A 24,545-nucleotide genomic window follows, 5' to 3' on the forward strand; every position below is an offset into this window, starting at 1 on the left:
AGAGGCCTCCTTTTCGTGTTGAGAAGGGCACGCGCCGTGGCGCGAACCCCTCAATATCTGTTCGCTTAAGCGAATTTTGCCTGGATCTCGTCAGAGATGTTCTGCGGAACCGGATCGTAATGATCGAACTGCATGGTGAACTGGGCGCGGCCCGAGCTCATCGAACGCAGGGTGTTGATGTAGCCGAACATGTTCGCCAGCGGCACAAATGCGTCGATCGCAATTGCGTTGCCGCGGGGTTCCTGGCCGGTCACCTGACCACGACGCGAGGTCAAATCGCCGATGATGCCACCGGTGTAGTCCTCAGGTGTGATAACTTCCACCTTCATGATCGGTTCCAGCATCTTGGCGCCAGCTTTGCGCATGCCTTCACGCATACACATACGTGCAGCGATTTCGAAGGCCAGAACGCTGGAGTCAACGTCGTGGAACTTACCGTCGATCAGGGCAACCTTGAAGTCGATCACGGGGAAGCCGGCCAGCGGGCCGCTATCCATGACAGACTGGATGCCTTTTTCAACACCGGGGACGTATTCCTTGGGAACGGCACCACCAACGATGCGGCTCTCGAAGGAGTAGCCTTCGCCCGGCTCTGTCGGCGAGATGATCATCTTCACCTCGGCGAACTGACCCGAACCACCCGACTGTTTCTTGTGGGTGTAGGTGTGCTCGACCTCGTGACCGATGGTCTCGCGGTAGGCAACCTGCGGCGCACCGATGTTGGCTTCGACCTTGAATTCACGCTTCAGACGGTCAACCAGGATGTCCAGGTGAAGTTCGCCCATGCCCTTCATGATGGTCTGACCGGACTCGATGTCGGTCTCCACGCGGAAGGACGGATCTTCGGCAGCCAGACGCTGCAGACCCTGGGACATTTTCTCCTGGTCGGCCTTGGTTTTCGGCTCAACCGCGATCTCGATCACCGGATCGGGGAAGGTCATGGTTTCCAGAACCACCGGATCGTTGACGGCGCAGAGCGTGTCACCGGTTGTGGTGTCTTTCAGACCTGCCAGCGCGATGATGTCGCCTGCAAACGCTTCCGTGATTTCCTCACGGTCGTTGGAGTGCATCATCATCATCCGGCCGACGCGTTCTTTCTTGCCCTTGGTGGAGTTCAGGAGCGTGTCGCCCTTGGCCAAGGTACCGGAGTAAACCCGGGTGAAAGTCAGCGAGCCGACGAAGGGGTCGTTCATGATTTTGAACGCCAGACCCGAGAACGCCATCTCGTCGTCCGCACGGCGGGCGATGTCACGGGTTTCGGTTTCGTCACCGGGTTTGAAGCCCATGTAATCAACAACGTCCAGCGGGCTGGGCAGATAGTCGATCACAGCGTTCAACAGCGGCTGAACGCCTTTGTTCTTGAATGCGGAGCCGCCGAGAACCGGAACGAATGCCAGGGCCAGAGTACCCTTGCGCAGCAGTTTGCGCAGGGTCGGGACGTCGGGCTCTTCGCCTTCCAGATAGGCTTCCATCGCGTCGTCGTCCATTTCGACGGCCGCTTCGATCATCTTGCCGCGCCATTCTTCAGCCATGTCTTTCAGGCTGTCACGGATCGGTGCTTTGATCCACGACGCGCCAAGGTCCTCACCCTGCCACAGCCATTCTTCCATGTTGACGAGGTCAACCAGGCCTTCCAGCTCGGTTTCTGCGCCGATCGGAATACCAACCGGAACCGCGCGGGCGCCGGTGCGGTCTTCGATCATGTTGACGCAGTTGAAGAAGTCAGCGCCGATCTTGTCCATCTTGTTGACGAACACCATACGCGGAACCTTGTAGCGGTCAGCCTGACGCCACACGGTTTCGGTCTGGGGTTCAACACCGGCGTTGGCGTCCAGAACACAGACAGCACCGTCGAGAACCGCCAGCGAACGCTCAACTTCGATGGTGAAGTCAACGTGGCCGGGGGTGTCGATGATGTTCAGGCGGTGCTTCGGAGAGTCAGCGGTCTGACCATCTTCGGTGCGTTCCCAGAAGGTGGTGGTCGCAGCCGAGGTGATGGTGATCCCGCGTTCCTGCTCCTGCTCCATCCAGTCCATGGTGGCTGCACCATCGTGCACCTCACCAATGTTGTGGGATTTGCCGGTGTAATACAGGATACGCTCGGAGCAGGTGGTTTTACCTGCGTCGATGTGCGCCATGATACCGAAGTTACGGTATAGGTTGAGCGGATATTCGCGTGCCATAGGTCTAGGTCCCCTAGCTTACCAGCGATAATGGGAGAAGGCTTTGTTAGCCTCTGCCATCTTGTGGGTGTCTTCGCGCTTCTTCACGGCGGTACCGCGGGACTGTACAGCGTCCAGCAGCTCACCGGCGAGGCGTTCTTCCATGGTGTTTTCGTTGCGAGCGCGGGCGGCTTTGATCAGCCAGCGGATCGCCAGGGCTTCGCGGCGCTCGGGACGCACTTCGACGGGCACCTGGTAGGTGGCACCACCCACACGACGCGAGCGCACTTCGACGGAAGGCTTCACGTTGTCCAGGGCTTCGTGGAAAACTTCCACGGGAGCACGTTTGATTTTCGATTCAACGCGGTCGAATGCGTTGTAAACGATGCTTTCTGCGACCGATTTTTTACCATCGATCATCAGGTTGTTCATGAATTTGGTCAGAACGCGGTCGCCAAACTTGGCGTCGGGCAGAACTTCGCGTTTTTCAGCAGCGTGACGGCGAGACATTTATCAATATCCTTCTTATTTAGGACGCTTCGCGCCGTACTTCGAACGGCGTTGCTTACGGTCTTTGACGCCCTGGGTATCCAGAACACCACGCAGGATGTGGTAACGGACACCGGGAAGGTCTTTTACACGGCCGCCACGGATCAGAACCACGGAGTGTTCCTGAAGGTTGTGGCTTTCACCGGGGATGTAGGAGATCACTTCGAAACCGTTGGTCAGGCGGACCTTCGCAACTTTCCGCATAGCGGAGTTCGGTTTCTTCGGTGTGGTGGTATACACACGGGTGCAGACGCCGCGTTTTTGCGGGCACTGTTCCAGGTGCATGGACTTAGAGCGTTTTACTTTCGGCTGCCGCGGCTTGCGGATCAGCTGTTGGATCGTTGGCATTCCGGTTTTTCCCCGTCTCAACAACACATGTGTCATGCACGTCCTTGAACGTACGGCTAAATTCGTCGCACTTACGCGTCCGCAAGCGCAAAAACCGCAATCGTTTCCATTCCGAGGTAAACGACGCGGTGGGTTTACAGAGGATCCGCGCAAATAGGCGCACGAGATCTTGAGCCACTTAGATTTTGATATCGGCTTTTGGGGCGACCCCCGGTTGCCGGATAGGCGGGCGTATATGGGGAGTCGCGGGGGATGTCAACAGCAGCTCCCCCAGCCGCATCGGCGCGGCGTCCGCGCGCGCCGGCGGCCGGACAGCGCCCGTGGCCTACAGCTTGCCCGTACAACCTGCGCGGTGCATAGTGCGCCGCGACAGGCGGACCCGCATGAGAGGCCGCAGGCGCGAGGGTCTACAGCGATGCAGGTCATAGGTCTATGCCGTTTTTCCTATCCCGCCATTGGTGGGTTTCAGGTTGAACATGACACGCTTGATGAGCGGATCGCCTATCTCTATGCCGAGGCCCGGCTGAAGGAGCGGTTTGACCTGCTGGAACGGGTCGCCCTGCCCTGTCTGCGTGCCCAGACCGATCAGGACTTCACGCTGGTGATTGTGATTGGCGAGAGCCTGCCAGCGCCACATCGGGCACGGCTGCGCGATCTGACGGCGGATATGCCGCAGGTGCAGATCCGCGCCCGGCCCCCCGGCAACCACCGGCAGGTCATGAAGGAGGTTCTGAATACCGCCCGCAATGACCTGAGCGCGCCCTGCCTGCAATTCCGTCATGACGATGATGATGCGGTCTCGGTGGATTTTGTCGAGCGGCTGCGCCAGACCGCTGGCCAGTGTCAGGGGCTGATCGCACAGAACCAGACGGTTGCGATTGATTTCTGCAAGGGCTTCACCGCGCGCTTCGCGTCGGACGGGATCTATGCGGCAGAGGGGTACCGGCCCTATTTCGTTGCGGCGATGGGCATGTATGTGGCCGGCAATTGCAAGCAGAGCATCATGAATTTTGCCCATCACAAGATTGCGCGTTTCATGCCCAGCATCACGATACCGGATGCGCCGATGTTTGTGCGCACGCTCAACGCCTATAATGACTCCCGTCAGAAAGGCGCCAGAGAACCGGAGCTGAGCCGCCTCACCCCAGCGCAGGAAGGCGAATTCGAAGCGCGCTTTGCAATCCGGGCCTGACGCGGTTACTCGGGCGGTGACAGGGGCGCGCTGGCGCGGCGGCGGGGGCGCTCTCGCAGCAGGCTGAAAACACCGGCAGCCACGACGATGGCCGCCCCCAGCAGGGTGAGCGCATCCGGCCAGCTGTCAAACATCAGCCAGCCAAGCAGCAGGGCCCAGAGCAGCCCGGTGTAGCGAAAGGGCGAAACCGCCGCCACATCACCAACCCGCATGACCATCACCGAGAACAGATAGCCGACGAAGATGCAGCCGGCTGCAAAAAGCAGGATAAACGTGGTCGTCAGGGTCAGCGGCTGCCAGTCCTCCTGCAAGCCAAGCACAAGACCGAACAGCAGGACCGACAGCGCCGCCATCAAGCTGACCGTCAGCGAGGGCACCGCCGCCGACATCCGGCGGGTAAAGAGATCACGTGCGGTGATACCAAGAACCGCTGCAAGGGCGTAGCCGGTGCCGCTATCAAAGCCCTCCGGTCCCGGTCGCACGATCAGCAGCATTCCAATAAAACCCGCGCCAATCGCTGCGGCCCGACGCCAGCCGACCTGTTCCCCAAAGAGCAGCACCGCGGCGAGGGTCACGGTCAACGGCAGCATCTGCAAAATGGCCGTCACATTGGCGATGGGCAGGGTCAACAGGGCGCTGAGAAAGAAATAGGTGGTGGCCACCTCAGTCAGGCTGCGGCCTGCGACAAGCCCCCAATCCCGGCGGCTCAGCGACAGGCGCAGGCTGCCATAACCGCGGGCAAGCGCGTAGATCAGCAGGCTGACCGCAATGCCGCGCACCACCAGGATCTGCGAGAGCGGCAGGCTCTGCCCCGCGAGTTTGACCATCCCGTCATTGATCGTGAAACCCGCCATGCTGCCAATCATCAGCAGCGCGCCCAGCTGGTTTCCGGTCAGCCGGGACATCACGGCAGCACAGCTCGCAGCTGGTCCGGCGTCATCGCAAAGTGGCGGTCAAGCGCTGCGGCGATCTCGGCCTCGGACATCTTGTGGGTGATCCCCATCTGCGCAGGTCTGGATTTATTGTCACCATGAATGGTGCGCAGGAAACCCGGCGTCGAGATATCCGACACCACGTTCCAGTGCTGCGCGTAGCGGCGGTGATTGTAGCGGTAGGGATTGCCGCCATATCCGACAGGTGCCACAAGCGCGGCCCCCACCGAGAGCGGCGCCTTTTCGCAGGCATCGAAGATCTCGTCCTGCACGCCCTCCGGCCCCTCGCTGCGGCGCAGGTAGATGCCGCGATTGTTGGCAAGGATAAAGGGGGTGCTTTCTCCCTGTAGCGGGATCATCCCGGTGGCGAGGCGCCGATTGCGGGCGATGTAATCGAGATCCACCGCATCGTCGTCATCCAGACGGAACATCAGGCGATGGGTCGCCCCCTCTGTTGGGACGGCGTTATAGCCCTGCTTCAGCATCTTGTAATGCACGCCGGGCCCCACCGGCATCAGCGTGATATTGTCGGCGGGTTCCAGCAGACGCGACAGGCGTTCCAGATAGGGCTCGGGCATATCTTCAGCCGTGAGGACGATCAGGTGAAACCCCTGATCGCTCTGACGCAGGAGAGAGCGCAGGCAGAGCCGCTCAAACACCCGGAACCTGAGTTCCATCCGGTCCGGTGCGAAAAGATGAGCCGCCGTATCGGCAAGGGTCGCGAATTTCTCGGAATAATAGGTCGGGGTCAGCACGGAGAAACGCACAAGGCCAACGATGCTGAGTCTGATATCCATTCTGCGCTGTCCTGTCTCGGCCCGACGGGGCTCTTCGTCATCCGCAGCAAGAGACCATTCCCGGCGCTAATTGGGAAGATCCTAAATCACGCGAACCGCGCGGTCGGCCCGCAAACGAAGCCGTCGCAACGCAAAACGAGATGTCCGCAAATCGCGTTGGTCCGCTTGCAGCCCACTTTACTGGATGCTGCACTAAGTGCGAACGTCAGCTATCTGCGCAGTACATCGACTTCTCAGCATGGGAAGATGTGTTCAACGACATCAAAAAAGCTCTAGCTCAGAAGCCCAGCCAATCGGTAACTTGGCTAATCACTAGAATAACAATGATGAATATGGCGGCCTGATAGAAGACATCGATCCTTCCGCGTATTGCCTCAACATCCCGAGAGAGTTTTGCGACAGTCCTTTCGACGTCGCTTTCAAAAGGCTCTAGATCTTCTTCGAGGTAGTCGTATTTATCGGGCTCATCCCGATAACTAGCCGTCCTGTTTTCGAGATTTGGCGACCATTCAAGCAAGACTTCTTGCAGTCGTGCCCGCGTGAAGCCGCTCGAGCCCTTTGAAGCGCCAAAAGTGCTTTCACCTTCATCTTTACTCAGGATAGCGTAATTGTAGCGGTGACCGGGCATGCCAGCGCCCATACTCTCGTAGCCAAATTCGTAGAGATCAGCGAAAACATCCAAGCGCGTCGAATGAATTTTTCCGGATTTTATAGCTTCAACTAGGTCGTCGAATTTTTCCCGGGATAGCAACAATGTCGCAAAGAGCTGGGAGGCGTGATGGTACTCACCTTGGCTGTGGAAACAGATTCGGCCAGTCTCTTCGCTAAGCCACCCTTCGTCTGGTATATGCTCTTCATCGCGAAGAAATGAGAACTGGTCGATAGTGCTAGTCTTGACCAAATTTTCAAGTTCCGTCGGATAGATCGACACATCAAGCTGCGAAAAAACTTCGTTCGGATTGTCGTCCAAGGTGATTGCGTGAATTCGGCAGTTATCCATCGCTCCGACGGCACTAATGTACTCTCGTGTCGAATAACCAGTCTTGCTCTCTGGCTCTTTTTCGTCTTTCAACTGCCACGAGGTTTCATTGAGCACTGAAATTCGATCCAGTTGGACATGAATGGAATTTGGTCTCTTTTCGGCTGACCCTTCGTGCTGCTTGCCGTCCAGTTCGTAGGTGTAGACGAGTGTGGTCCCGTCTTTCTTTTCCCAACTAGATGTATCTTTGAAATCGCTCATCGCTGAACCACTACGGACAAATGATCTCACAACACTAATCCGAGAAAGTCGAAACATACAGAGCCGATCTTTTTGAGACGTACTGAAACCAGACATTGCCTCCCAATCTTTGAACGACAGCAAAGTCCCGCAGAGCGGGCCAACATGGTTTGCGGACATCTCCAAGAAAAAGCCCCCCGCAACATCGGTTGCGGGGGGCTTTTTCATTTCAGGTCAACGTGGATCAGTCGCGGCTCTCTGGGGTTTCCACCAGAGTGTCGAAGCTCGCCTCGCTGCTGACATCATCCAACGACGGGGCGGCCAGAGCGGCGGCCGCTTCGGCCTCCTCACGGCGCGCCTCGAGGACGACATTGTCACGCGACTGGGCGATGTTGCGCACACGCTGGGTGGCGCCACCGGTACCGGCCGGGATCAGGCGACCCACGATGACGTTCTCCTTGAGGCCGACCAGCTTGTCCTTCTTGCCCTGTACCGAAGCTTCGGTGAGGACACGGGTGGTCTCCTGGAAGGAGGCCGCCGAGATGAAGGAGCGGGTCTGCAGCGACGCCTTGGTGATGCCGAGCAGGATCGGTTCGCCCTGAGCCGGACGCTTGCCACGGGCCAGCGCCTTTTCGTTGGCGGTGTCGAACTCCTGCTTGTCCACGTGCTCGCCTTTCAGCAGCGTCGTGTCGCCGGAGTCGGAGATCTCCCACTTCTGCAGCATCTGGCGAACGATCACCTCGATGTGCTTGTCGTTGATCTTCACACCCTGCAGGCGATAGACGTCCTGAACCTCGTCGATCATGTAGTTCGCCAGAGCCTCAACACCCATGATGGACAGGATGTCATGCGGCGCCGGGTTGCCGTCCATGATGTAGTCACCCTTTTGGACAAAGTCACCTTCCTGAACCGGAATGTGCTTGCCCTTGGGCACCATGTATTCGACGGGCTCCATCGAGTCATCCGCAGGCTCGATCGAGATGCGACGCTTGTTCTTGTAGTCGCGGCCAAAGCGCACGTAACCATCGATTTCGGCGATGATCGCGTGATCCTTCGGACGACGGGCTTCGAACAGTTCCGCAACGCGCGGCAGACCACCGGTAATGTCCTTGGTCTTGGCGCCTTCACGCGGGATACGCGCAACAACGTCACCGGCCATGATCTGCTGGCCTTCTTCGACCGACAGAATGGCGTCCACAGACATCGGGTAGGTCAGCGGGTTGCCCGCATCGCTACGCACCGGTTCACCGTCACCATCCACCAGGATGATTTCCGGCTTCAGGTCAGAGCCTTTTGGAGCCGCACGCCAGTCGATCACGATCTTCTGCGTCATGCCGGTGGCTTCGTCGGTCTCGTCGCGAACGGCGATGCCGGAAACCAGGTCCACATATTTCGCGGTACCGGGTTTTTCGGCGATGATCGGCAGGGTGTAGGGATCCCATTCGAACAGCTTGTCGCCACGGGACACGGACTGACCTTCCTTGACGAACAGCTTGGAGCCGTAGCCCAGCTTGTGGCTGGCGCGCTCTTCGCCGTGCTCGTCCTGAATGATCAGCTTCATGTTCCGACCAACAACCAGGGTCTCGCCATTGGCGTTCTCCAGGGTCTGCGGCATCTCGAAGACGATCTTGCCCTCTTGCGAGGCTTCCAGGAAGGACTGCTGACCACCCTGCGCAACGCCACCGATGTGGAAGGTCCGCATCGTCAGCTGTGTGCCGGGTTCACCGATCGACTGCGCCGCGATGATGCCGACGGCCTCACCGGTGTTCACCTGCGTACCACGGGCGAGGTCACGACCGTAGCACTGGGCGCAGACGCCCTCTTCGGCTTCACAGGTCAGCGGCGAGCGGATACGGGTCGACTGAACGCCGGCCTCTTCCACTGCATCTGCCATGCGCTCGTCGATCAGCTGGCCAGCGGCCACGATGATCTCCTCGGTGCCGGGCTTCTTGATATCCTCTGCCGCGACACGGCCCAGGATACGTTCGCCCAGCGAGGCCACAACTTCACCATCGTTGACAGCGGCTTCGGCGGTGATCGCTGCTTCGGTGCCACAATCGCGATCACGCACGATGCAGTCCTGTGCCACGTCCACCAGACGGCGGGTCAGGTAACCCGAGTTCGCCGTCTTAAGAGCCGTATCCGACAGACCCTTACGGGCACCGTGGGTCGAGTTGAAGTACTCGAGAACGGTCAGGCCTTCTTTAAAGTTCGAGATGATCGGGGTCTCGATGATGTCGCCGTTCGGCTTCGCCATCAGGCCACGCATCCCGCCCAGCTGCTTCATCTGGGTGACCGAGCCACGCGCACCGGAGTGGGCCATCATGTAGACCGAGTTCGGTTCCATCACGGCGCCGTTCTCATCCCGCTTGTCAGCGGAGATGGTGCCCATCATCGCATCGGTGACCTTGTCGTTACACTTCGACCAGGCATCGACAACTTTGTTGTACTTTTCGCCCTGGGTGATCAGGCCGTCCATGTACTGCTGTTCGAAGTCCTTCACCTGATCGCGGGTCTCATCGACCAGCGTCCATTTGGTGTCGGGGATCACCATGTCGTCCTTGCCGAACGAAATGCCCGCCTTGAACGCTTCACGGAAACCCATGGTCATGATCTGGTCACAGAAGATCACGGATTCCTTCTGACCGCAGTAGCGGTAGACGGTGTCGATGACCTGCTGAACCTCTTTCTTCCGCAGAAGACGGTTGACCAGTTCAAACGGTGCCTTGACGTTCTTCGGCAGCAGCGCGCCCAGACGGACACGGCCCGGGGTGGTCTCAAAACGCTTGAGGACCTCGTTGCCTTCTTCGTCGATCTGGGTGATCCGCGCGGTGATCTTGGTGTGCAGATGCACTTCGCCGGCGTCCAGCGCGTGCTGAACCTCGTCGATGGTGCCAAAGATCTTGCCTTCGCCGGGCATGCCTTCGCGTTCCAGGGTCACATAGTAAAGACCCAGGATCATATCCTGCGAAGGAACAATGATCGGCGCGCCGTTGGCAGGCGACAGAACGTTGTTTGTCGACATCATCAGGACGCGCGCTTCCAGCTGGGCCTCAAGGCTCAGCGGGACGTGCACAGCCATCTGGTCGCCGTCGAAGTCCGCGTTGAACGCCGAGCAGACCAGCGGGTGCAGCTGGATCGCCTTACCTTCGATCAACGTGGGTTCGAACGCCTGGATCCCGAGACGGTGCAGCGTCGGCGCGCGGTTCAGCATCACCGGATGTTCGCGGATCACCTCGTCGAGGATATCCCACACTTCGGGGCGCTCTTTCTCAACCAGCTTTTTCGCCTGTTTCACGGTGGAGGACAGACCTTTGGCCTCCAGACGCGAATAGATGAAGGGCTTGAAGAGTTCGAGCGCCATCTTCTTGGGCAGGCCGCACTGGTGCAGCTTCAGCTCAGGACCGGTCACAATCACCGAACGGCCGGAGAAGTCGACCCGCTTACCCAAAAGGTTCTGACGGAAACGACCCTGCTTACCCTTCAGCATGTCAGAGAGCGATTTCAGCGGACGCTTGTTGGCGCCTGTGATGACGCGGCCGCGACGGCCGTTGTCAAACAGCGCGTCCACGGATTCCTGCAGCATCCGCTTTTCGTTGCGGACGATGATGTCCGGCGCGCGCAGTTCGATCAGCCGCTTCAGGCGGTTGTTCCGGTTGATCACGCGGCGATAGAGGTCATTGAGGTCGGAGGTCGCAAAACGGCCACCATCCAGCGGCACCAGCGGACGCAGTTCCGGCGGAATGACCGGAATCACGGTCATGACCATCCATTCCGGGCGGTTGCCGGATTCCAGGAAGCTCTCAACCACTTTGAGGCGCTTGATGATCTTCTTGGGCTTCAGTTCGCCTGTGGCTTCGGCCAGCTCTGCGCGCAGCTGTTCGGCTTCGGCTTCAAGGTCGATGGCCGCCAGCATTTCGCGGATCGCTTCAGCGCCGATATTGGCGGTGAAGGCATCCATGCCGAACTGGTCCTGGGCGTCCATGTATTCTTCTTCGGTCATCATCTGGCCGTAGGTGAGGTCGGTCAGACCCGGCTCGATGACAACATAGTTTTCGAAATACAGAACCCGCTCAAGATCGCGCAGGGTCATGTCCAGCATCAGGCCGATGCGCGACGGCAGCGACTTGAGGAACCAGATATGCGCAACCGGCGACGCCAGTTCGATGTGGCCCATGCGCTCGCGGCGGACCTTTTGCAGCGTGACTTCCACACCGCATTTTTCGCAGACAACGCCGCGATATTTCATACGCTTATATTTGCCGCAGAGGCATTCGTAGTCCTTGATCGGGCCAAAGATACGCGCGCAGAAGAGACCGTCACGCTCAGGTTTGAACGTCCGGTAGTTGATGGTTTCCGGCTTTTTGATCTCGCCGTAGGACCACGACAGGATCCGCTCAGGCGAGGCCAGCGACACCTTGATCTCGTCGAAGACCTTCGGCGGCGTCAGCGGGTTGAACGGATTATTCGTCAGTTCCTGGTTCATCTTGATGTCCTCAAATTCGTGCGAAAGGCTGGAGGGGGAGGCAAATTTCTGTGAAGAAATCTGCCAAGATTTTTTGAAAAATCCTGTTCCCCTTACTCGTCACCCTCCGCATCCAGGAGTTCCATATTCAGGCCGAGGCCACGGACTTCTTTCACCAGAACGTTAAACGATTCCGGTACGCCCGCTTCAAAGTTGTCCTCGCCCTTGACGATCGATTCATAGACCTTGGTCCGGCCTGCAACGTCATCCGACTTCACGGTCAGCATCTCCTGCAGGGTGTAGGCGGCGCCATAGGCTTCCAGAGCCCAGACTTCCATCTCACCAAAGCGCTGACCACCGAACTGCGCCTTACCACCCAGCGGCTGCTGCGTGACGAGGGAGTACGGGCCGGTCGAACGCGCGTGGATCTTGTCGTCGACCAAGTGGTGCAGTTTCAGCAGATACTTGATGCCGACGGTGACGGGGCGTGCGAATTGCTCACCCGTACGACCATCAAACAGGACCGACTGACCGGAAGTGTCAAAGCCAGCGCGCACCAGTGCATCGTTGACGTCCGCCTCTTTGGCGCCGTCGAAGACGGGTGTCGCGATCGGCACGCCACGGGTCACATTACCGGCAGCCTCGACCAGATCGGTCTCGGTCATATCGGCAATACCTTCACCGTAGACGTCATCACCATAGGCATGGTGCATCGCTTCACGCACCGGGGTCAGATCGCCAGAACGACGGTATTCCTGAAGCGCATCATCGACTTTGATACCCAGACCGCGTGCGGCCCAACCCATGTGGGTCTCCAGAATCTGACCAACGTTCATCCGCGACGGAACGCCGAGCGGGTTGAGACAGAAATCGACCGGGGTACCATCGGCGAGGAACGGCATGTCCTCCATCGGCACCACTTTCGAGATCACACCCTTGTTCCCGTGACGGCCGGCCATCTTGTCGCCCGGCTGCAGCTTGCGCTTCACCGCGATAAAGACTTTGACCATCTTCATAACGCCCGGGGGCAGATCGTCGCCGCGACGGACCTTCTCGACCTTGTCTTCAAAACGGGCATCCAGAGCACGTTTCTGTGCTTCATACTGCTCGTTCAGGGCCTCGACGACCTGTGCGCTCTGCTCGTCTTCCAGCGCCAGCATCCACCACTGACCGCGGCTGAGTGTGTCCAGCAGCTCTTCGGTGATTTCGGAACCGGCCTTGATGCCCTTGGGACCTTTGACTGCGGTTTTACCCAGCAGCATGCCACGCAGGCGGGCGTAGATGTTGCGATCCAGGATGCCCAGCTCGTCGTCCCGGTCACGGGCCAGACGCTCGACTTCCTCACGCTCGATCTGCAACGCACGTTCGTCTTTCTCGACGCCGTGACGGTTGAAGACCCGCACCTCGACCACGGTCCCGTAGTCGCCCGGCTTCACGCGCAAGCTGGTGTCGCGCACGTCAGATGCTTTCTCACCAAAGATGGCGCGCAGCAGCTTTTCTTCCGGGGTCATCGGGCTTTCGCCCTTGGGTGTGATCTTGCCAACCAGAATATCGCCCGGCTCCACGTCGGCACCGATGTAAACGATGCCCGCCTCGTCGAGGTTGCGCAGCGCTTCTTCACCGACGTTGGGGATGTCGCGGGTGATCTCTTCCGGCCCAAGCTTGGTATCACGGGCGGCGACTTCGAATTCCTCGATGTGGATCGAAGTAAAGACGTCGTCACGCGCGATGCGCTCGGAGATCAGGATGGAGTCTTCGTAGTTGTAGCCATTCCAGGGCATGAAGGCCACGACGACGTTTTTACCCAGAGCCAGTTCACCCATATCGGTGGACGGACCATCGGCAATCACTTCGCCTTTGCGGACTTCCTGGCCTACTTTCACCAGCGGACGCTGGTTGATGCAGGTGTTCTGATTCGAACGCTGGAATTTGCGCATACGGTAGATATCAACGCCCGCATCCCCCAGTTCCAGATCTTCGGTTGCCCGGATCACGATACGCTGCGCGTCGATCTGGTCGATGATGCCTGCGCGTTTGGCCATGATGGCCGCGCCGGAATCCCGTGCCACGATCTCTTCGATGCCGGTGCCGACCAGCGGCGCCTCGGCACGCAACAGCGGAACCGCCTGACGTTGCATGTTCGAGCCCATCAGAGCGCGGTTAGCATCGTCGTTCTCAAGGAACGGGATCAGCGAGGCCGCAACCGATACCAGCTGTTTCGGGCTGACGTCGATCAGATCCACGCTTTCGCGCGGTGCCAGGGTGTAGTCGCCGGACTGGCGGGTCGAGACCAGATCGTTGACGAATTTGCCGTCTTCATCAAGCGTCGCGTTGGCCTGCGCCACGGTGTGACGCATTTCCTCGGTCGCGGACATATAGTGGACTTCGTCTGTCACCTTGGCGTCGTTGACAACGCGGTAAGGTGTTTCGATGAAGCCATATTTGTTCACGCGAGCAAAGGTCGCCAGCGAGTTGATCAGACCGATGTTCGGGCCTTCCGGTGTCTCAATCGGGCACATCCGACCATAGTGTGTCGGGTGAACGTCGCGCACCTCAAAGCCAGCACGCTCACGGGTCAGACCGCCAGGCCCAAGCGCCGAGAGACGACGCTTGTGCGTCACTTCGGAGAGCGGGTTGGTCTGGTCCATGAACTGCGACAGCTGCGACGAGCCGAAGAATTCACGTACCGCAGCAGCAGCCGGTTTTGCGTTGATCAGATCCTGCGGCATCACCGTGTCGATCTCGACCGAAGACATCCGCTCCTTGATGGCGCGTTCCATGCGCAGCAGACCGACGCGGTACTGATTTTCCATCAGTTCGCCAACGGAGCGCACACGACGGTTGCCGAGGTGGTCGATATCGTCGATGTCGCCCTTGCCGTCACGCAGTTCGACCAGCGCCTTGATGCAGGAGATGATATCTTCCTTGCGCAGGGTGCGCTGAGTGTCCTCGGCGTCCAGAGCAAGGCGCATGTTCATCTTCACACGGCCAACGGCGGAGAGGTCGTAACGCTCGGAATCGAAGAACAGCGTGTCGAACAGCGCGCAGGCAGCCTCGACGGTCGGCGGCTCGCCCGGGCGCATGACACGGTAGATATCCATGAGCGCGGTATCGCGACCCATGTTTTTGTCCTGCGCCATGGTGTTGCGCATGTAGGGGCCGACATTGATGTTGTCGATGTCCAGAACCGGAATGTCGATGATACCGGCATCCAGCAGTTCCTTGACGGTCCCGCCAATGATTTCGCCGCCCTTGTCATACTCGAGGGTCAGCTCATCGCCGGCCTCGACATAGATGGCGCCGTTTTCTTCGTTGATGATATCCTTGGCGACATATTTGCCAACGATATGCTCAAAGGGAACCAGCAGCTCGCTGATGTTGCCTTCGTCGATCATCTTCTTGACGGCGCGCGGTGTGACCTTCTTGCCGGCTTCGGCAAAGATCTCACCGGTGGCGGCGTCAACCAGATCGTAGGTCGGACGGGTGCCGCGCACGCGCTCGGGGAAGAACGGCGTGACCCAGCCACGGCTCTTCTCCAGCTTGAAGGAGATGGTGTTGTAATAGGCATCCATGATGCCTTCCTGATCCAGACCCAGCGCATAGAGCAGGGTTGTCACAGGCAGCTTACGACGACGGTCGATGCGGGCAAAGACGATGTCCTTGGCGTCGAATTCGAAGTCCAGCCAGGAGCCGCGATACGGGATGATGCGGCAGGCAAACAGCAGCTTGCCCGAAGAATGTGTCTTGCCCTTGTCGTGATCGAAGAACACGCCCGGCGAACGGTGCATCTGGGACACGATCACACGCTCGGTGCCGTTGACCACAAAGGTGCCGTTCGGCGTCATCAGGGGCATATCGCCCATGTAGACGTCCTGTTCCTTGATGTCCTTCACCGATTTTGCACCGGTGTCTTCGTCCACATCAAAGACGATCAGACGCAGAGTGACCTTCAGCGGAGCCGAATAGGTCATGTCGCGCTGCATACATTCCTCGACGTCATATTTCGGACGTTCAAAGGAATATTTCACGAACTCCAGAACCGACGTCTCATTAAAGTCCTTGATCGGAAATACCGACTGGAACACGCCCATGATGCCTTCGCCGTCGAGCGGCTGTTCTGCATCACCAGAGCGCAGGAAGAGGTCGTAAGAAGATTTCTGGACCTCGATGAGGTTCGGCATGTCCAGGACTTCGCGGATTTTACCGTAGTATTTGCGAAGACGTTTCTGGCCAAGGAACGATTGAGCCATGTCAGATGTCACCTTTCCAATTCTCACTGAACAAGGATGCCGCCGGGCCCCGGCACCTTGTCCATACGAGACAGCGTGTTCGGATCAATTCATGACCACCTTCCCGAATGGCGGCCTCCCGATCCTTTGAACCTCGCCTGAAAAAACGCCCGTTTAGTTGGGCCCTTTCTAAGACAGGTTCGGCTGGACCCGGTTTTCACCGGGCCCAGCCAAATTTCCGGGATGTTCAGAGGACGTCGAAACCGACACCCCATGTTGTCCCGTATCGCGTAGCTTAGGCCAGTTCGATCTCGGCGCCAGCTGCTTCCAGCTTGCCTTTGATGTCTTCGGCTTCGTCCTTGCTGACGCCTTCTTTGATCTTGCCGCCAGCTTCGACCAGCTCTTTGGCTTCTTTCAGACCAAGACCGGTGATGCCGCGAACTTCTTTGATCACGTTGATTTTGGATGCGCCAGCATTTTTCAGAACGACGTCGAATTCGGTCTTTTCTTCTTCCGCTGCGCCACCGGCGTCGCCGCCAGCTGCCATGACAACGGCGCCGCCAGCTGCGGGCTCGATGCCATACTCATCCTTCAGGATGGTTTTCAGTTCTTGTGCTTCAAGCAGGGTCAGACCAACGATGTCTTCTGCGAGTTTCTTCAGATCAGCCATTTTATCAGCTCTTTCCGTTTACAGTGTGTGTGTTCCAACGTGCGGGCATATGCCCGACGCCAGTCATTCAGTGCCAACCGCTTACGCAGCTTCCGCCTTCTCTTCGATGGTCGAAAGGATGCTTGCGATGTTGCTTGCAGGTGCGCCAATTGCGCCAGCGATGTTGGAAGCAGGTGCGCCAATGCAGCTTGCGATCTGAGCAATAAGCTCGTCGCGCGAAGGCATTTTCGACACGGCTTCAACGCCGGCACGGTCCAGAGCGTTCTCACCCATCGCGCCGCCAAGGATCTCGAACTTTTTGTTCTCCTTGGCGAAATCCTCGGCCACCTTAGCGGCGGACACGGGATCTTCGGAATAGGTCAGTACGGTCATCCCTGTCAGCAGGTCAGACATGCTTTCACACGGCTTACCCTCGAGGGCGATTTTGGCGAGCCTGTTCTTGGCAACACGCACGGAGCTACCGGCGTCGCTTGCACGCGCCCGCAGATCCTGCATCTCTGCAACTGTCAGACCGGCATAGTGGGCTACGACCACCACGCCAGAGCTTTCGAAGATCTGGCCGAGTTCCTCGACCACTCTCTCTTTCTGGGCTCTATCCACAGTTCTCTCCAAGTTTAGGGACACTTGCGCATCCCGGCTCATTGATGTGCCGAACATTGCTGCCCGGCGTTCAAGTCCGTTTTAACGGGGTGAGCCAAAATCACCCGAGGGTAGGAATTCCCTCGATCCTTTGGTCGTTCCCGTCTCAGGAGGGAAATTAAGACCCGATCGACAGGCCACCCACCATCTTGGACGAAATGAAATAAAGCGCACGACGAATCGCACGCTTTATCTCGGGGTCGTAGTTAGTCCCATTTTTAGGGATTTCCAAGGGCAAAATCGTCCGAAAGACCACCAAGGCCAGGATCAGCCGAGATCGCCACAATGACACCCCCGAAAAGGCAAAACCGGGGCCCCCATCAGGGACCCCGGTCTATCGTCAATGCGGCGTTTCTGACACATGCGACTCGGCGCACTGTCAGCCCTCGCCCCGCCTGCCGAGATTACTCGGTAACAGCGGTTTCCACGTCAACGGTGACGCCCGGACCCATAGTGGAGGACAGAGCGATTTTCTTCATGTAAGCGCCCTTGGCACCCGACGGCTTTGCCTTGGCAACCGCAGAGATGAAGGCACGTACGTTTTCGATCAGCTTGGCTTCGTCGAAGGAAGCTTTGCCAACGCCAGCGTGCACAACGCCGCCTTTTTCAGCTTTGAACTGAACTTCGCCACCCTTGGCTGCTTCCACGGCCGCTTTCACGTCCATGGTCACGGTGCCGACCTTGGGGTTCGGCATCAGGTTGCGGGGGCCAAGCACTTTACCCAGACGGCCAACGATCGGCATCATATCAGGGGTTGCAATGCAGCGATCGAAATCGATGGTGCCGCCCTGGATGGTTTCCATCAGGTCTTCTGCACCGACGATATCCGCGCCAGCTTCCTTGGCTTCGTCAGCCTTCGCGCCACGGGCGAAAACAGCAACGCGCATGTCTTTGCCGGTGCCGTTGGGCAGGCCAACCACGCCGCGAACCATCTGGTCTGCGTGACGGGTGTCAACGCCGAGGTTCATGGCGATTTCGACGGTTTCGTCGAATTTTGCGTTTGCGTTTGCCTTGATCAGGGCAACCGCTTCTTCCACCGACAGGTTGTCCTTGCCAGCGAAAGCTTCGCGCGCAGCGCGGGTCCGTTTACCGAGCTTAGCCATCTTACTTCACCTCGATGCCCATGGAGCGGGCAGAGCCCAGGATGATCTGCATCGCGGCTTCGATGTCGTTCGCGTTCAGATCTTTCATTTTTGCTTCGGCGATTTCCTTCACCTGAGCAACGCTGACGGTGCCCACGGTTTCGCGCGACGGGTTGTTCGCGCCCGATTTCACTTTGGCGGCCTTCTTCAGGTAGTAAGACGCAGGCGGCGTCTTGATGTCCATGGTGAAGGACTTGTCCTGATAGTAGGTGATCACGGTCGGGCACGGCGCGCCGGGCTCCATGTCTGCGGTCTTGGCGTTGAACGCCTTGCAGAATTCCATGATGTTGATGCCGCGCTGACCCAGTGCCGGACCAACCGGCGGGGATGGGTTTGCCTTACCGGCGGGCACTTGCAGCTTCATCGTGCCAACAAGCTTCTTAGCCATTTGGTGTTCCTTTCAACTCGGGCAAAACGCGTTTCACCCTATGCATGTTGCGTGGTCCGATATCAGGATCGCGATCCCTCCATCTCCCACGAGAGAATCTCGCCCGAAGACGATTGGGCGCGTCTACAGGGGAATGGCCGGGTTGGCAAGTGGGCGGGGCCTCATGAATCGGCACGAAAGAACTCACACTCACGAGCTTTATAAGCCTCACTTGCTCTGTACCTTGCGACTTGCACGTTATCCCTAACAAGCGAATACTTCTGCATTTGGAGTACAGCCTCATAGAGAAAGCTATGCGTCATGAATGAGATCAAGAAAGGTACTTGGGTCGAAACCCTCATCGAGACCTACATGTCTCTCGGAGGTGAAGCACATTGGAATGAAGTGTACCCTGAAGCACAGAGAATTCGACAACTGAAAGGGCTGGACTGGACAACCAAGTCCCGAGAAACCATCCGGGACTGCGTGCAGCGGCATTCTTCCGATTCAAACAGCCGCAAGAGAGTGGATGCAAAAAATGCTCCAGACGTCTTTTACGCCGTTGCAGGAGCCAACAAGGGCATCTGGGGATTAAGAAGCGAATACTTCTCGAGTTCTAAGCAGCAACGAGAAAACTCCGATGAAAGCCTGTATCTTTGGGGACTAGAGGGCATCCTAAAGGAAACAAAATATTTGCGTCGCTTTAGAGACCAAGTTTTGATTCAGGAAAGAAAGAAAAAAGACGAGTTCACATGCCAAGCGTGCGGATTTCATCAGGAAGTGTCGAACGGTCACTACATAATTGACGTACACCACCTTACACCGCTGTCAGCTTCTACAGGGCCAGTGATTAACTCACTTGATGATTTGGTTTGTCTTTGCCCAAACTGTCACAGAATTGCTCATTCAAAACGCGAAGCACCTCTTTCTGTTAAAGAAATTCGCGAACTTCTCCATTCCGTCTAACCCTCCAGAGTATCAGCAGGGTTTAGTAGTATCAGCAGGGGTTAGTCGCTTAACAATTATCGCCTCTTCGCAACCAAACAAAAAACGCCGCGTTGAACCCAACGCGGCGCCTCAAATCCCGTAGCGCGGGCAACCTGCCCGCCAACCCAATCACCCCTGCTTGGTCACCTGGGTGAAGTCCAGTTCCACCGGGGTTTCCCGGCCAAAGATGGACACGGTGACCTTGAGTTTCTGATTGTCGTCGTCGACGCCTTCGACCATGCCGTCGAAATCTTCGAACGGTCCATCGTTGACTTTGACCTTTTCGCCCACTTCAAAGGAGATGAGCGTGCGCGGCGCTTCTTCGCCTTCCTGAACGCGGCCCAGGATGCCCTGCACTTCGGCGTCGCGCATCGGCATCGGACGGCCCTGCGGGCCGAGGAAACCGGTGACGCGGTTGATCGAGGAAATCAGGTGATAGCCGCGGTCGGACATTTCCATATGCACCAGCACGTAGCCGGGCATGAAGCGACGCTCTGTCGAGACTTTCTTGCCGCGACGAATTTCGATCACCTCTTCGGTGGGGACCAGAACTTCGTCGATTTCGTCTTCCAGACCCTGCTCTGCGACCGACGTGCGGATCTGCTCTGCGATTTTCTTTTCGAAGTTCGAAAGAACGCTGACCGAATACCACCGTTTCGCCATGAACCTGATCGTCCTTGTGTCTCTTGGCCGACAAGTGCGTCGGGCCACTGCTAAAATAAGATACAGCCTTGGGGCTGCGCTCTAACAAAAAGCGGCGCGCGACACGAATCGCCACACGCCTACGTCAGAGTTAGTCGCTCACCTACCGCCCCGGGAGTCCAAGATCAAGAGGTGAGCCGCCAATTGCGAAGCCAAGCTGCCCTTCGCCACAACGGGTTGCGCGATCGGGGCTGCCAGACGGGTTTAGCCGAACATGCCCAGAATGCCCTCAAGCCCAAAGCGGATCAGGATATCCACGATGGCAAAGAACACGGCCGTCAACGCCGCCATGACAAACACCATCACGGTGGTCAGCAGCACCTCACGGCGGGTCGGCCAGACGACCTTGGAAACTTCGGCGCGAACCTGCTGGATGAACTGGACGGGGTTTGTGGTGGCCATGAGGCGGGGTTCTCTCTGCTTGCAATCAAGCAGCGATTTAACCGCAGACCATGGCAATTTCAAGCCCTGCTGCACCTTCACCGATGGCTCGGGGCGGGTTCTTCAGGTCCGCGCCGCAGCATCCGCCGAGAAGCAATCAATTCTATCTTAATTTTCGCGGGCCATAAATATCCGCCATGGGGCACCGCAGATGTCAGCACATCGCGCCCTGCCCGTTACCGAGCGCGATTATGAGATAGGATTCCATGACCCTCGCACAGAACGATCAGCAGGCGACCAGCCTGAGCCAAACCACCCCGGCAGGGGCTGCCACCCAGCGCGAAGCGCAGGCAACCCCGCCGCTGACAATGCAGATTTCCAGCAAGCTCTCTGGCCGTAGTCGGCGGCTGCCACCGCAAGACAATGCGAAGCTGGACCCCGAACATCAGGAGCAACTGACCGCGCTGTTTCAGCATGGACATTTCCAGCAGGCCGCAACCCGTTGCGCAGAGCTGCTGAACAGCCATCGGAGATCAGCATTCCTGTGGGAACTGCTGGGCCGCTGCCATCTTGCGCAGACCGCCCTCGATGAAGCGGCGACCTGCCTGAACAAAGCCTGCGAGCTGAACCCGACCTCCGCCACGACCTTTGCCGCGATGGGTGATGTCTACCGGCGCCAGAACCGGCCAGTGGATGCGATTGCCCTGTATAAAAAGGCTCTGACACTGGATTCGACCTGCCTGCCCGCGCTCAACAATCTGGGCAACACGCTGCTGGAGCAGGATCGCATCATCGAGGCCGATCAGTGTTTCGCCACCGCGATTGATCAAGCGCCTGACAACGCGCAACTGCTTTACAACCGTGCCAATATCCAGCGTCAGCTGGGGAACATGGGGATCGCCCGCGACCTCTATGGTCAGGCCGCGCGCTTTGCCCCGAACTTCCTGGAAGCGCGGTACAACCTTGCCCAGCTCACCGGTATGATCGGCCAGCAGAGCGAGGCGATCCGTCATCTGGACCAGATTCTACTGGCCCGCCCCAATGACGATCGCGCCCGTGCCCAGAAGCTGCGCCTGATGGCGGAGCTGTGCGATTGGCGCTGGCTGGACGAATATCAGGAGCACCGTCGGCACCTTGGGCTGCGTGGGTCCGCCTGCGCCCCGCAAGCGCAGATCGCGCTTGAGGACAATCCAGACCTACTGCGCATCCGGATACAGGCCCATGCCAGCTCCCGCCCGCAATCTGACCCGGCGCCGCAACGGCCGAGGGCAGAAACACGCCCACAGCGGCTGCGTGTCGGCTATTTCGTCAGCTCGACCCAGGATCTCGATGCGCTGCGACTGCTCGACAGCCTGCTGGCCCGCCACGATCAGAGCCGATTCGCGCTTTACGTCTATGCGGCCAGCGCACCGCGCGCGGATCTGGTCGGCGTCCACCACCGCGATATCCGCGGACTGTCCGCAACCACCATCAAGACACAGGCCGTCGCGGATCAGCTGGATATCGCAATTGACCTGACCAGCTATACCCACGAAGCCGACGCAACCGTGTTTTCGGCCCGGATCGCGCCGGTACAGATTGCCATGCCCGGTTTTCCGGGCACCATGGGCACTCCGGCGTATGACTATATCCTCGGCGATGCGGTTACCTGCCCGCCCGGCAGCGAGCGCTATTTCGAGGAACATGTGATCCGCATGCCGCACAGCTATCAGAGTGTTACAGCTCTGCAGGACCTCTCCGGCCACCAGTTCAGCCGACGCGACTGCGGCCTGCCCGATGATGCCTTTGTCTTCTGCAGCTTTACCGCCAGCCATGCGCTAACCCCACGTGAATTTGATATCTGGATGCGCCTGCTGGCCCGTGTGGAGGGCAGCGTTCTGTGGCTCCCGGACTACCCAGAAGAGGCACAGGCTGCACTGCGACAGGCCGCAAGCGACCGCCGTGTCGACCCGGATCGCGTGATCTTTGCCGCCGCCAGCACCGGCGAGGAGCGTATGGCGCGCAGCATGGTCGCAGATCTGTTCCTGGACAGCTTCACCCTCAATGCCGGTCCGGCAGCGCGCGACGCACTGGCTGCCGGGCTACCGGTGCTGACAATGGCGGGGCGCCAGTTCGCTGCCCGCACCACCGCAAGTCTGCTGGCCGCTGCCGACATGGAAGACCTGCTGACCACCACGCCCCAGGCCTATGAGGCACGGGCGCTGGAACTGGCCGAGGACCGGGATCAGCTGCTGGCACTGCGCAGCAAACTGCGGCTGATGCAGACGAAAGCACCGCTGTTTGATACCACGCGCTACATGCGAGATCTGGAACGCGGGCTGGACATGGTTTTTGCCCGCCATAGCGACGCACTGCTGCCACAGCATGTGACGGTTCCGGCCGAGGATGTGGTGCCTGCAAAACCAACCGACAGCTACAGCGCGGCACAGACCGCAGGCACGCCCATTCACGCAGCCTGATCAGGGCAATCTTCACCCTGAAACCCAACGCTTCCCCCGCCCCAGAAAGGCGGCGGAGGCGTTTTGTCTTCCATATGGACTGGATCCAGCGGGACCGATCCACGACGAGAGAGAGCGGACAGGCGCAGCTGCGGATCCGCCAATCGAAATGAGGCCCGAGCTAGAACGAGGCCCGTGCTGGGATGTCTTGTGTCTGAGATGAGAGAGTGGCAGGGGCATCAGGGTTCGAACCCGAGACCTACGGTTTTGGAGACCGTCGCTCTACCAACTGAGCTATACCCCTACGGTGCGGCAGTTCCTAAGCCAGAGCTGCGCGGCTGGCAAGAGGGAAATCAACGAAATCGCCCGGATTTCCGCGCGTCCTCCCGCGATGACTGGCCCCACTCGCCATGCTTCAGTATGACAGAGAAAAATGTCCAGAGGAAAGATCCCAGAGTGAGCCTGCGCAAAAAGATCGCCGACAGTCCGAAAGTGAACCGCGCCATCGAGGCCCTGCTGGCGGGATATGTGCGATTCGCCCATCGCACCTCGCGCTGGGAGCGCCGCGGGTTCGAGGAAATGGATGCCTGTGTCGCCTCTGGAGAGCCGGTGATCTTTGTGCTCTGGCACCAGCGACTGATCATGGCCCCCTATCTGTTTGACACCTCTCTGGGCCGGATCTGCGCGCTGACCTCTGCGGCGCGGGCCGGGCGGCTGGCGGGACAGATTCTGGTGCGTCTGGGGTTTGAGACCATCCCGATGTCCAGCCACAAACGCCATGTGGCGCTGTCCCGCGAAGTCCTGCGCCGCACCAAGGAGGGGTGTTCTATCGGCATTGCCGCTGACGGACCAAGAGGGCCGGCTCGTATATCCTCGGGCGTACCGATCACTTGGGCGCGGATGACCGGATGCCGTGTGTTCACTGTCGCGTTTGCAGAACGGAAAGTGATTAAGCTGCCAACCTGGGATCAGCAGATGCTGCCTCTGCCGTTCTCACGTGGTGTTCTCCTCTGTCAGGAATGGACGGATGAGGTGCCGAAGAAGCCAAGCGATGAGCAGGTTGAGACGCTGCGGCTGAGCCTGCAGACTTCGCTGGACAAGATTACGGACACGGCCGACCGGGCCGTCGGGCAGCCTCTGCGCAGATAGACATGGCTAAAGGCCTGGCGGTCAGGCCGCCCCCTGCCCTGTTCCAGCGTCATCGCATAGAAAAAGGCCGCCCCGTTTGGAGCGGCCTTTCTATTTTCTCACCCGTGCGGGCTCTCGGTGATTTTCTAGCGAAAACCACCTGTCACCGCAGGCCAGAGTTTCCGTTGGAAACTCGAC

At 58.7% G+C, this 24,545-nt stretch carries 18 protein-coding genes and 1 tRNA gene; 4 read left to right on the forward strand and 15 right to left on the reverse strand.

Annotated features, from left to right (window positions below; translation table 11 throughout):
- Positions 1 to 65 precede the first annotated feature (65 nt).
- From fusA to rpsL, 3 genes are read right to left on the reverse strand one after another with little or no spacing between them, the layout of a single operon-like run.
- Positions 66 to 2,183, reverse strand: a complete 2,118-nt coding sequence (gene fusA, locus VWY60_RS02500) for an elongation factor G (RefSeq protein ID WP_416534713.1) — start codon at positions 2,181 to 2,183, stop codon at positions 66 to 68.
- A gap of 18 nt (positions 2,184 to 2,201) precedes the next feature.
- A complete protein-coding gene (rpsG, locus tag VWY60_RS02505) occupies positions 2,202 to 2,672 on the reverse strand; it encodes a 30S ribosomal protein S7 (protein WP_014876015.1) in 471 nt (156 codons plus the stop codon).
- A gap of 15 nt (positions 2,673 to 2,687) precedes the next feature.
- Positions 2,688 to 3,059, reverse strand: coding sequence for a 30S ribosomal protein S12 (gene rpsL / locus VWY60_RS02510; RefSeq protein ID WP_005621086.1), 372 nt, complete (start codon positions 3,057 to 3,059; stop codon positions 2,688 to 2,690).
- Positions 3,060 to 3,474: 415 nt separating this feature from the next.
- Here rpsL and VWY60_RS02515 point away from each other — a divergent pair, with 415 nt between their 5' ends.
- Positions 3,475 to 4,251 (forward strand): putative rhamnosyl transferase, encoded by a 777-nt coding sequence (locus tag VWY60_RS02515; protein WP_416539734.1) that lies wholly within the window; start codon positions 3,475 to 3,477, stop codon positions 4,249 to 4,251.
- Between the two features lie 5 nt (positions 4,252 to 4,256).
- Here VWY60_RS02515 and VWY60_RS02520 read toward each other — a convergent pair whose 3' ends face one another.
- The 9 genes from VWY60_RS02520 to rplK form a co-directional block, all read right to left on the reverse strand.
- The gene (locus VWY60_RS02520) at positions 4,257 to 5,159 is read right to left on the reverse strand and encodes a DMT family transporter (RefSeq protein WP_416539735.1); all 903 of its coding nucleotides are present in this window, start codon (positions 5,157 to 5,159) and stop codon (positions 4,257 to 4,259) included.
- The gene (locus VWY60_RS02525) at positions 5,156 to 5,980 is read right to left on the reverse strand and encodes a glycosyltransferase (RefSeq protein WP_416539736.1); all 825 of its coding nucleotides are present in this window, start codon (positions 5,978 to 5,980) and stop codon (positions 5,156 to 5,158) included. Before VWY60_RS02525 ends, VWY60_RS02520 begins: the two co-directional genes overlap by 4 nt.
- Before the next feature lie 277 nt (positions 5,981 to 6,257).
- Positions 6,258 to 7,220: a hypothetical protein gene (locus VWY60_RS02530; RefSeq protein WP_416539737.1), complete on the reverse strand. Its 963-nt coding sequence runs from the start codon at positions 7,218 to 7,220 to the stop codon at positions 6,258 to 6,260.
- Between the two features lie 223 nt (positions 7,221 to 7,443).
- The gene (rpoC, locus tag VWY60_RS02535; RefSeq protein WP_416539738.1) at positions 7,444 to 11,685 is read right to left on the reverse strand and encodes a DNA-directed RNA polymerase subunit beta'; all 4,242 of its coding nucleotides are present in this window, start codon (positions 11,683 to 11,685) and stop codon (positions 7,444 to 7,446) included.
- Between the two features lie 92 nt (positions 11,686 to 11,777).
- Positions 11,778 to 15,914, reverse strand: coding sequence for a DNA-directed RNA polymerase subunit beta (rpoB, locus tag VWY60_RS02540; RefSeq protein WP_416539739.1), 4,137 nt, complete (start codon positions 15,912 to 15,914; stop codon positions 11,778 to 11,780).
- A 274-nt stretch (positions 15,915 to 16,188) separates the two neighbouring features.
- Positions 16,189 to 16,563: a 50S ribosomal protein L7/L12 gene (gene rplL, locus VWY60_RS02545; protein ID WP_340546576.1), complete on the reverse strand. Its 375-nt coding sequence runs from the start codon at positions 16,561 to 16,563 to the stop codon at positions 16,189 to 16,191.
- An 81-nt stretch (positions 16,564 to 16,644) separates the two neighbouring features.
- Positions 16,645 to 17,163, reverse strand: coding sequence for a 50S ribosomal protein L10 (rplJ, locus tag VWY60_RS02550; protein WP_340546575.1), 519 nt, complete (start codon positions 17,161 to 17,163; stop codon positions 16,645 to 16,647).
- A gap of 443 nt (positions 17,164 to 17,606) precedes the next feature.
- The gene (gene rplA, locus VWY60_RS02555; protein WP_340546574.1) at positions 17,607 to 18,305 is read right to left on the reverse strand and encodes a 50S ribosomal protein L1; all 699 of its coding nucleotides are present in this window, start codon (positions 18,303 to 18,305) and stop codon (positions 17,607 to 17,609) included.
- A 1-nt stretch (position 18,306) separates the two neighbouring features.
- Entirely contained in the window at positions 18,307 to 18,732 is a 426-nt protein-coding gene (rplK, locus tag VWY60_RS02560) for a 50S ribosomal protein L11 (RefSeq protein ID WP_014876029.1), read from the reverse strand.
- 300 nt (positions 18,733 to 19,032) lie between these two features.
- Here rplK and VWY60_RS02565 point away from each other — a divergent pair, with 300 nt between their 5' ends.
- Positions 19,033 to 19,677, forward strand: coding sequence for an HNH endonuclease (locus tag VWY60_RS02565; protein WP_416539740.1), 645 nt, complete (start codon positions 19,033 to 19,035; stop codon positions 19,675 to 19,677).
- Positions 19,678 to 19,827: 150 nt separating this feature from the next.
- Here the strand turns inward: VWY60_RS02565 and nusG are convergent, their stop codons facing one another.
- Both nusG and secE read right to left on the reverse strand, forming a co-directional pair.
- Entirely contained in the window at positions 19,828 to 20,361 is a 534-nt protein-coding gene (gene nusG / locus VWY60_RS02570) for a transcription termination/antitermination protein NusG (protein WP_014876030.1), read from the reverse strand.
- Between the two features lie 243 nt (positions 20,362 to 20,604).
- Positions 20,605 to 20,802 (reverse strand): preprotein translocase subunit SecE, encoded by a 198-nt coding sequence (gene secE / locus VWY60_RS02575; protein WP_008560174.1) that lies wholly within the window; start codon positions 20,800 to 20,802, stop codon positions 20,605 to 20,607.
- Positions 20,803 to 21,047: 245 nt separating this feature from the next.
- Here secE and VWY60_RS02580 point away from each other — a divergent pair, with 245 nt between their 5' ends.
- On the forward strand, positions 21,048 to 23,240 hold the full coding sequence (locus tag VWY60_RS02580) for a tetratricopeptide repeat protein (RefSeq protein ID WP_416539741.1): 2,193 nt from the start codon (positions 21,048 to 21,050) through the stop codon (positions 23,238 to 23,240).
- A 207-nt stretch (positions 23,241 to 23,447) separates the two neighbouring features.
- Here the strand turns inward: VWY60_RS02580 and VWY60_RS02585 are convergent.
- Positions 23,448 to 23,523 (reverse strand) — tRNA-Trp (locus VWY60_RS02585).
- A gap of 152 nt (positions 23,524 to 23,675) precedes the next feature.
- Here VWY60_RS02585 and VWY60_RS02590 point away from each other — a divergent pair.
- Positions 23,676 to 24,368 (forward strand): lysophospholipid acyltransferase family protein, encoded by a 693-nt coding sequence (locus VWY60_RS02590; protein WP_416539742.1) that lies wholly within the window; start codon positions 23,676 to 23,678, stop codon positions 24,366 to 24,368.
- Positions 24,369 to 24,545: the final 177 nt, after the last annotated feature.

It is taken from the genome of Phaeobacter sp. JH20_26 (assembly GCF_048056275.1).
Taxonomy (GTDB): domain Bacteria; phylum Pseudomonadota; class Alphaproteobacteria; order Rhodobacterales; family Rhodobacteraceae; genus Phaeobacter; species Phaeobacter bryozoorum.

Coding starts and splice junctions, on each gene's coding strand:
- rplA (WP_340546574.1), bottom strand. CDS start 18,305: ATGGCTAAGCTCGGTAAACGGACCCGCGCTGCGCGCGAAGCTTTCGCT.
- rplL (WP_340546576.1), bottom strand. CDS start 16,563: ATGGCTGATCTGAAGAAACTCGCAGAAGACATCGTTGGTCTGACCCTG.
- VWY60_RS02530 (WP_416539737.1), bottom strand. CDS start 7,220: ATGAGCGATTTCAAAGATACATCTAGTTGGGAAAAGAAAGACGGGACC.
- nusG (WP_014876030.1), bottom strand. CDS start 20,361: ATGGCGAAACGGTGGTATTCGGTCAGCGTTCTTTCGAACTTCGAAAAG.
- rpsG (WP_014876015.1), bottom strand. CDS start 2,672: ATGTCTCGCCGTCACGCTGCTGAAAAACGCGAAGTTCTGCCCGACGCC.
- fusA (WP_416534713.1), bottom strand. CDS start 2,183: ATGGCACGCGAATATCCGCTCAACCTATACCGTAACTTCGGTATCATG.
- rpoC (WP_416539738.1), bottom strand. CDS start 11,685: ATGAACCAGGAACTGACGAATAATCCGTTCAACCCGCTGACGCCGCCG.
- VWY60_RS02525 (WP_416539736.1), bottom strand. CDS start 5,980: ATGGATATCAGACTCAGCATCGTTGGCCTTGTGCGTTTCTCCGTGCTG.
- VWY60_RS02580 (WP_416539741.1), top strand. CDS start 21,048: ATGACCCTCGCACAGAACGATCAGCAGGCGACCAGCCTGAGCCAAACC.
- rpoB (WP_416539739.1), bottom strand. CDS start 15,914: ATGGCTCAATCGTTCCTTGGCCAGAAACGTCTTCGCAAATACTACGGT.
- rpsL (WP_005621086.1), bottom strand. CDS start 3,059: ATGCCAACGATCCAACAGCTGATCCGCAAGCCGCGGCAGCCGAAAGTA.
- rplK (WP_014876029.1), bottom strand. CDS start 18,732: ATGGCTAAGAAGCTTGTTGGCACGATGAAGCTGCAAGTGCCCGCCGGT.
- VWY60_RS02515 (WP_416539734.1), top strand. CDS start 3,475: ATGCAGGTCATAGGTCTATGCCGTTTTTCCTATCCCGCCATTGGTGGG.
- secE (WP_008560174.1), bottom strand. CDS start 20,802: ATGGCCACCACAAACCCCGTCCAGTTCATCCAGCAGGTTCGCGCCGAA.
- VWY60_RS02565 (WP_416539740.1), top strand. CDS start 19,033: ATGAATGAGATCAAGAAAGGTACTTGGGTCGAAACCCTCATCGAGACC.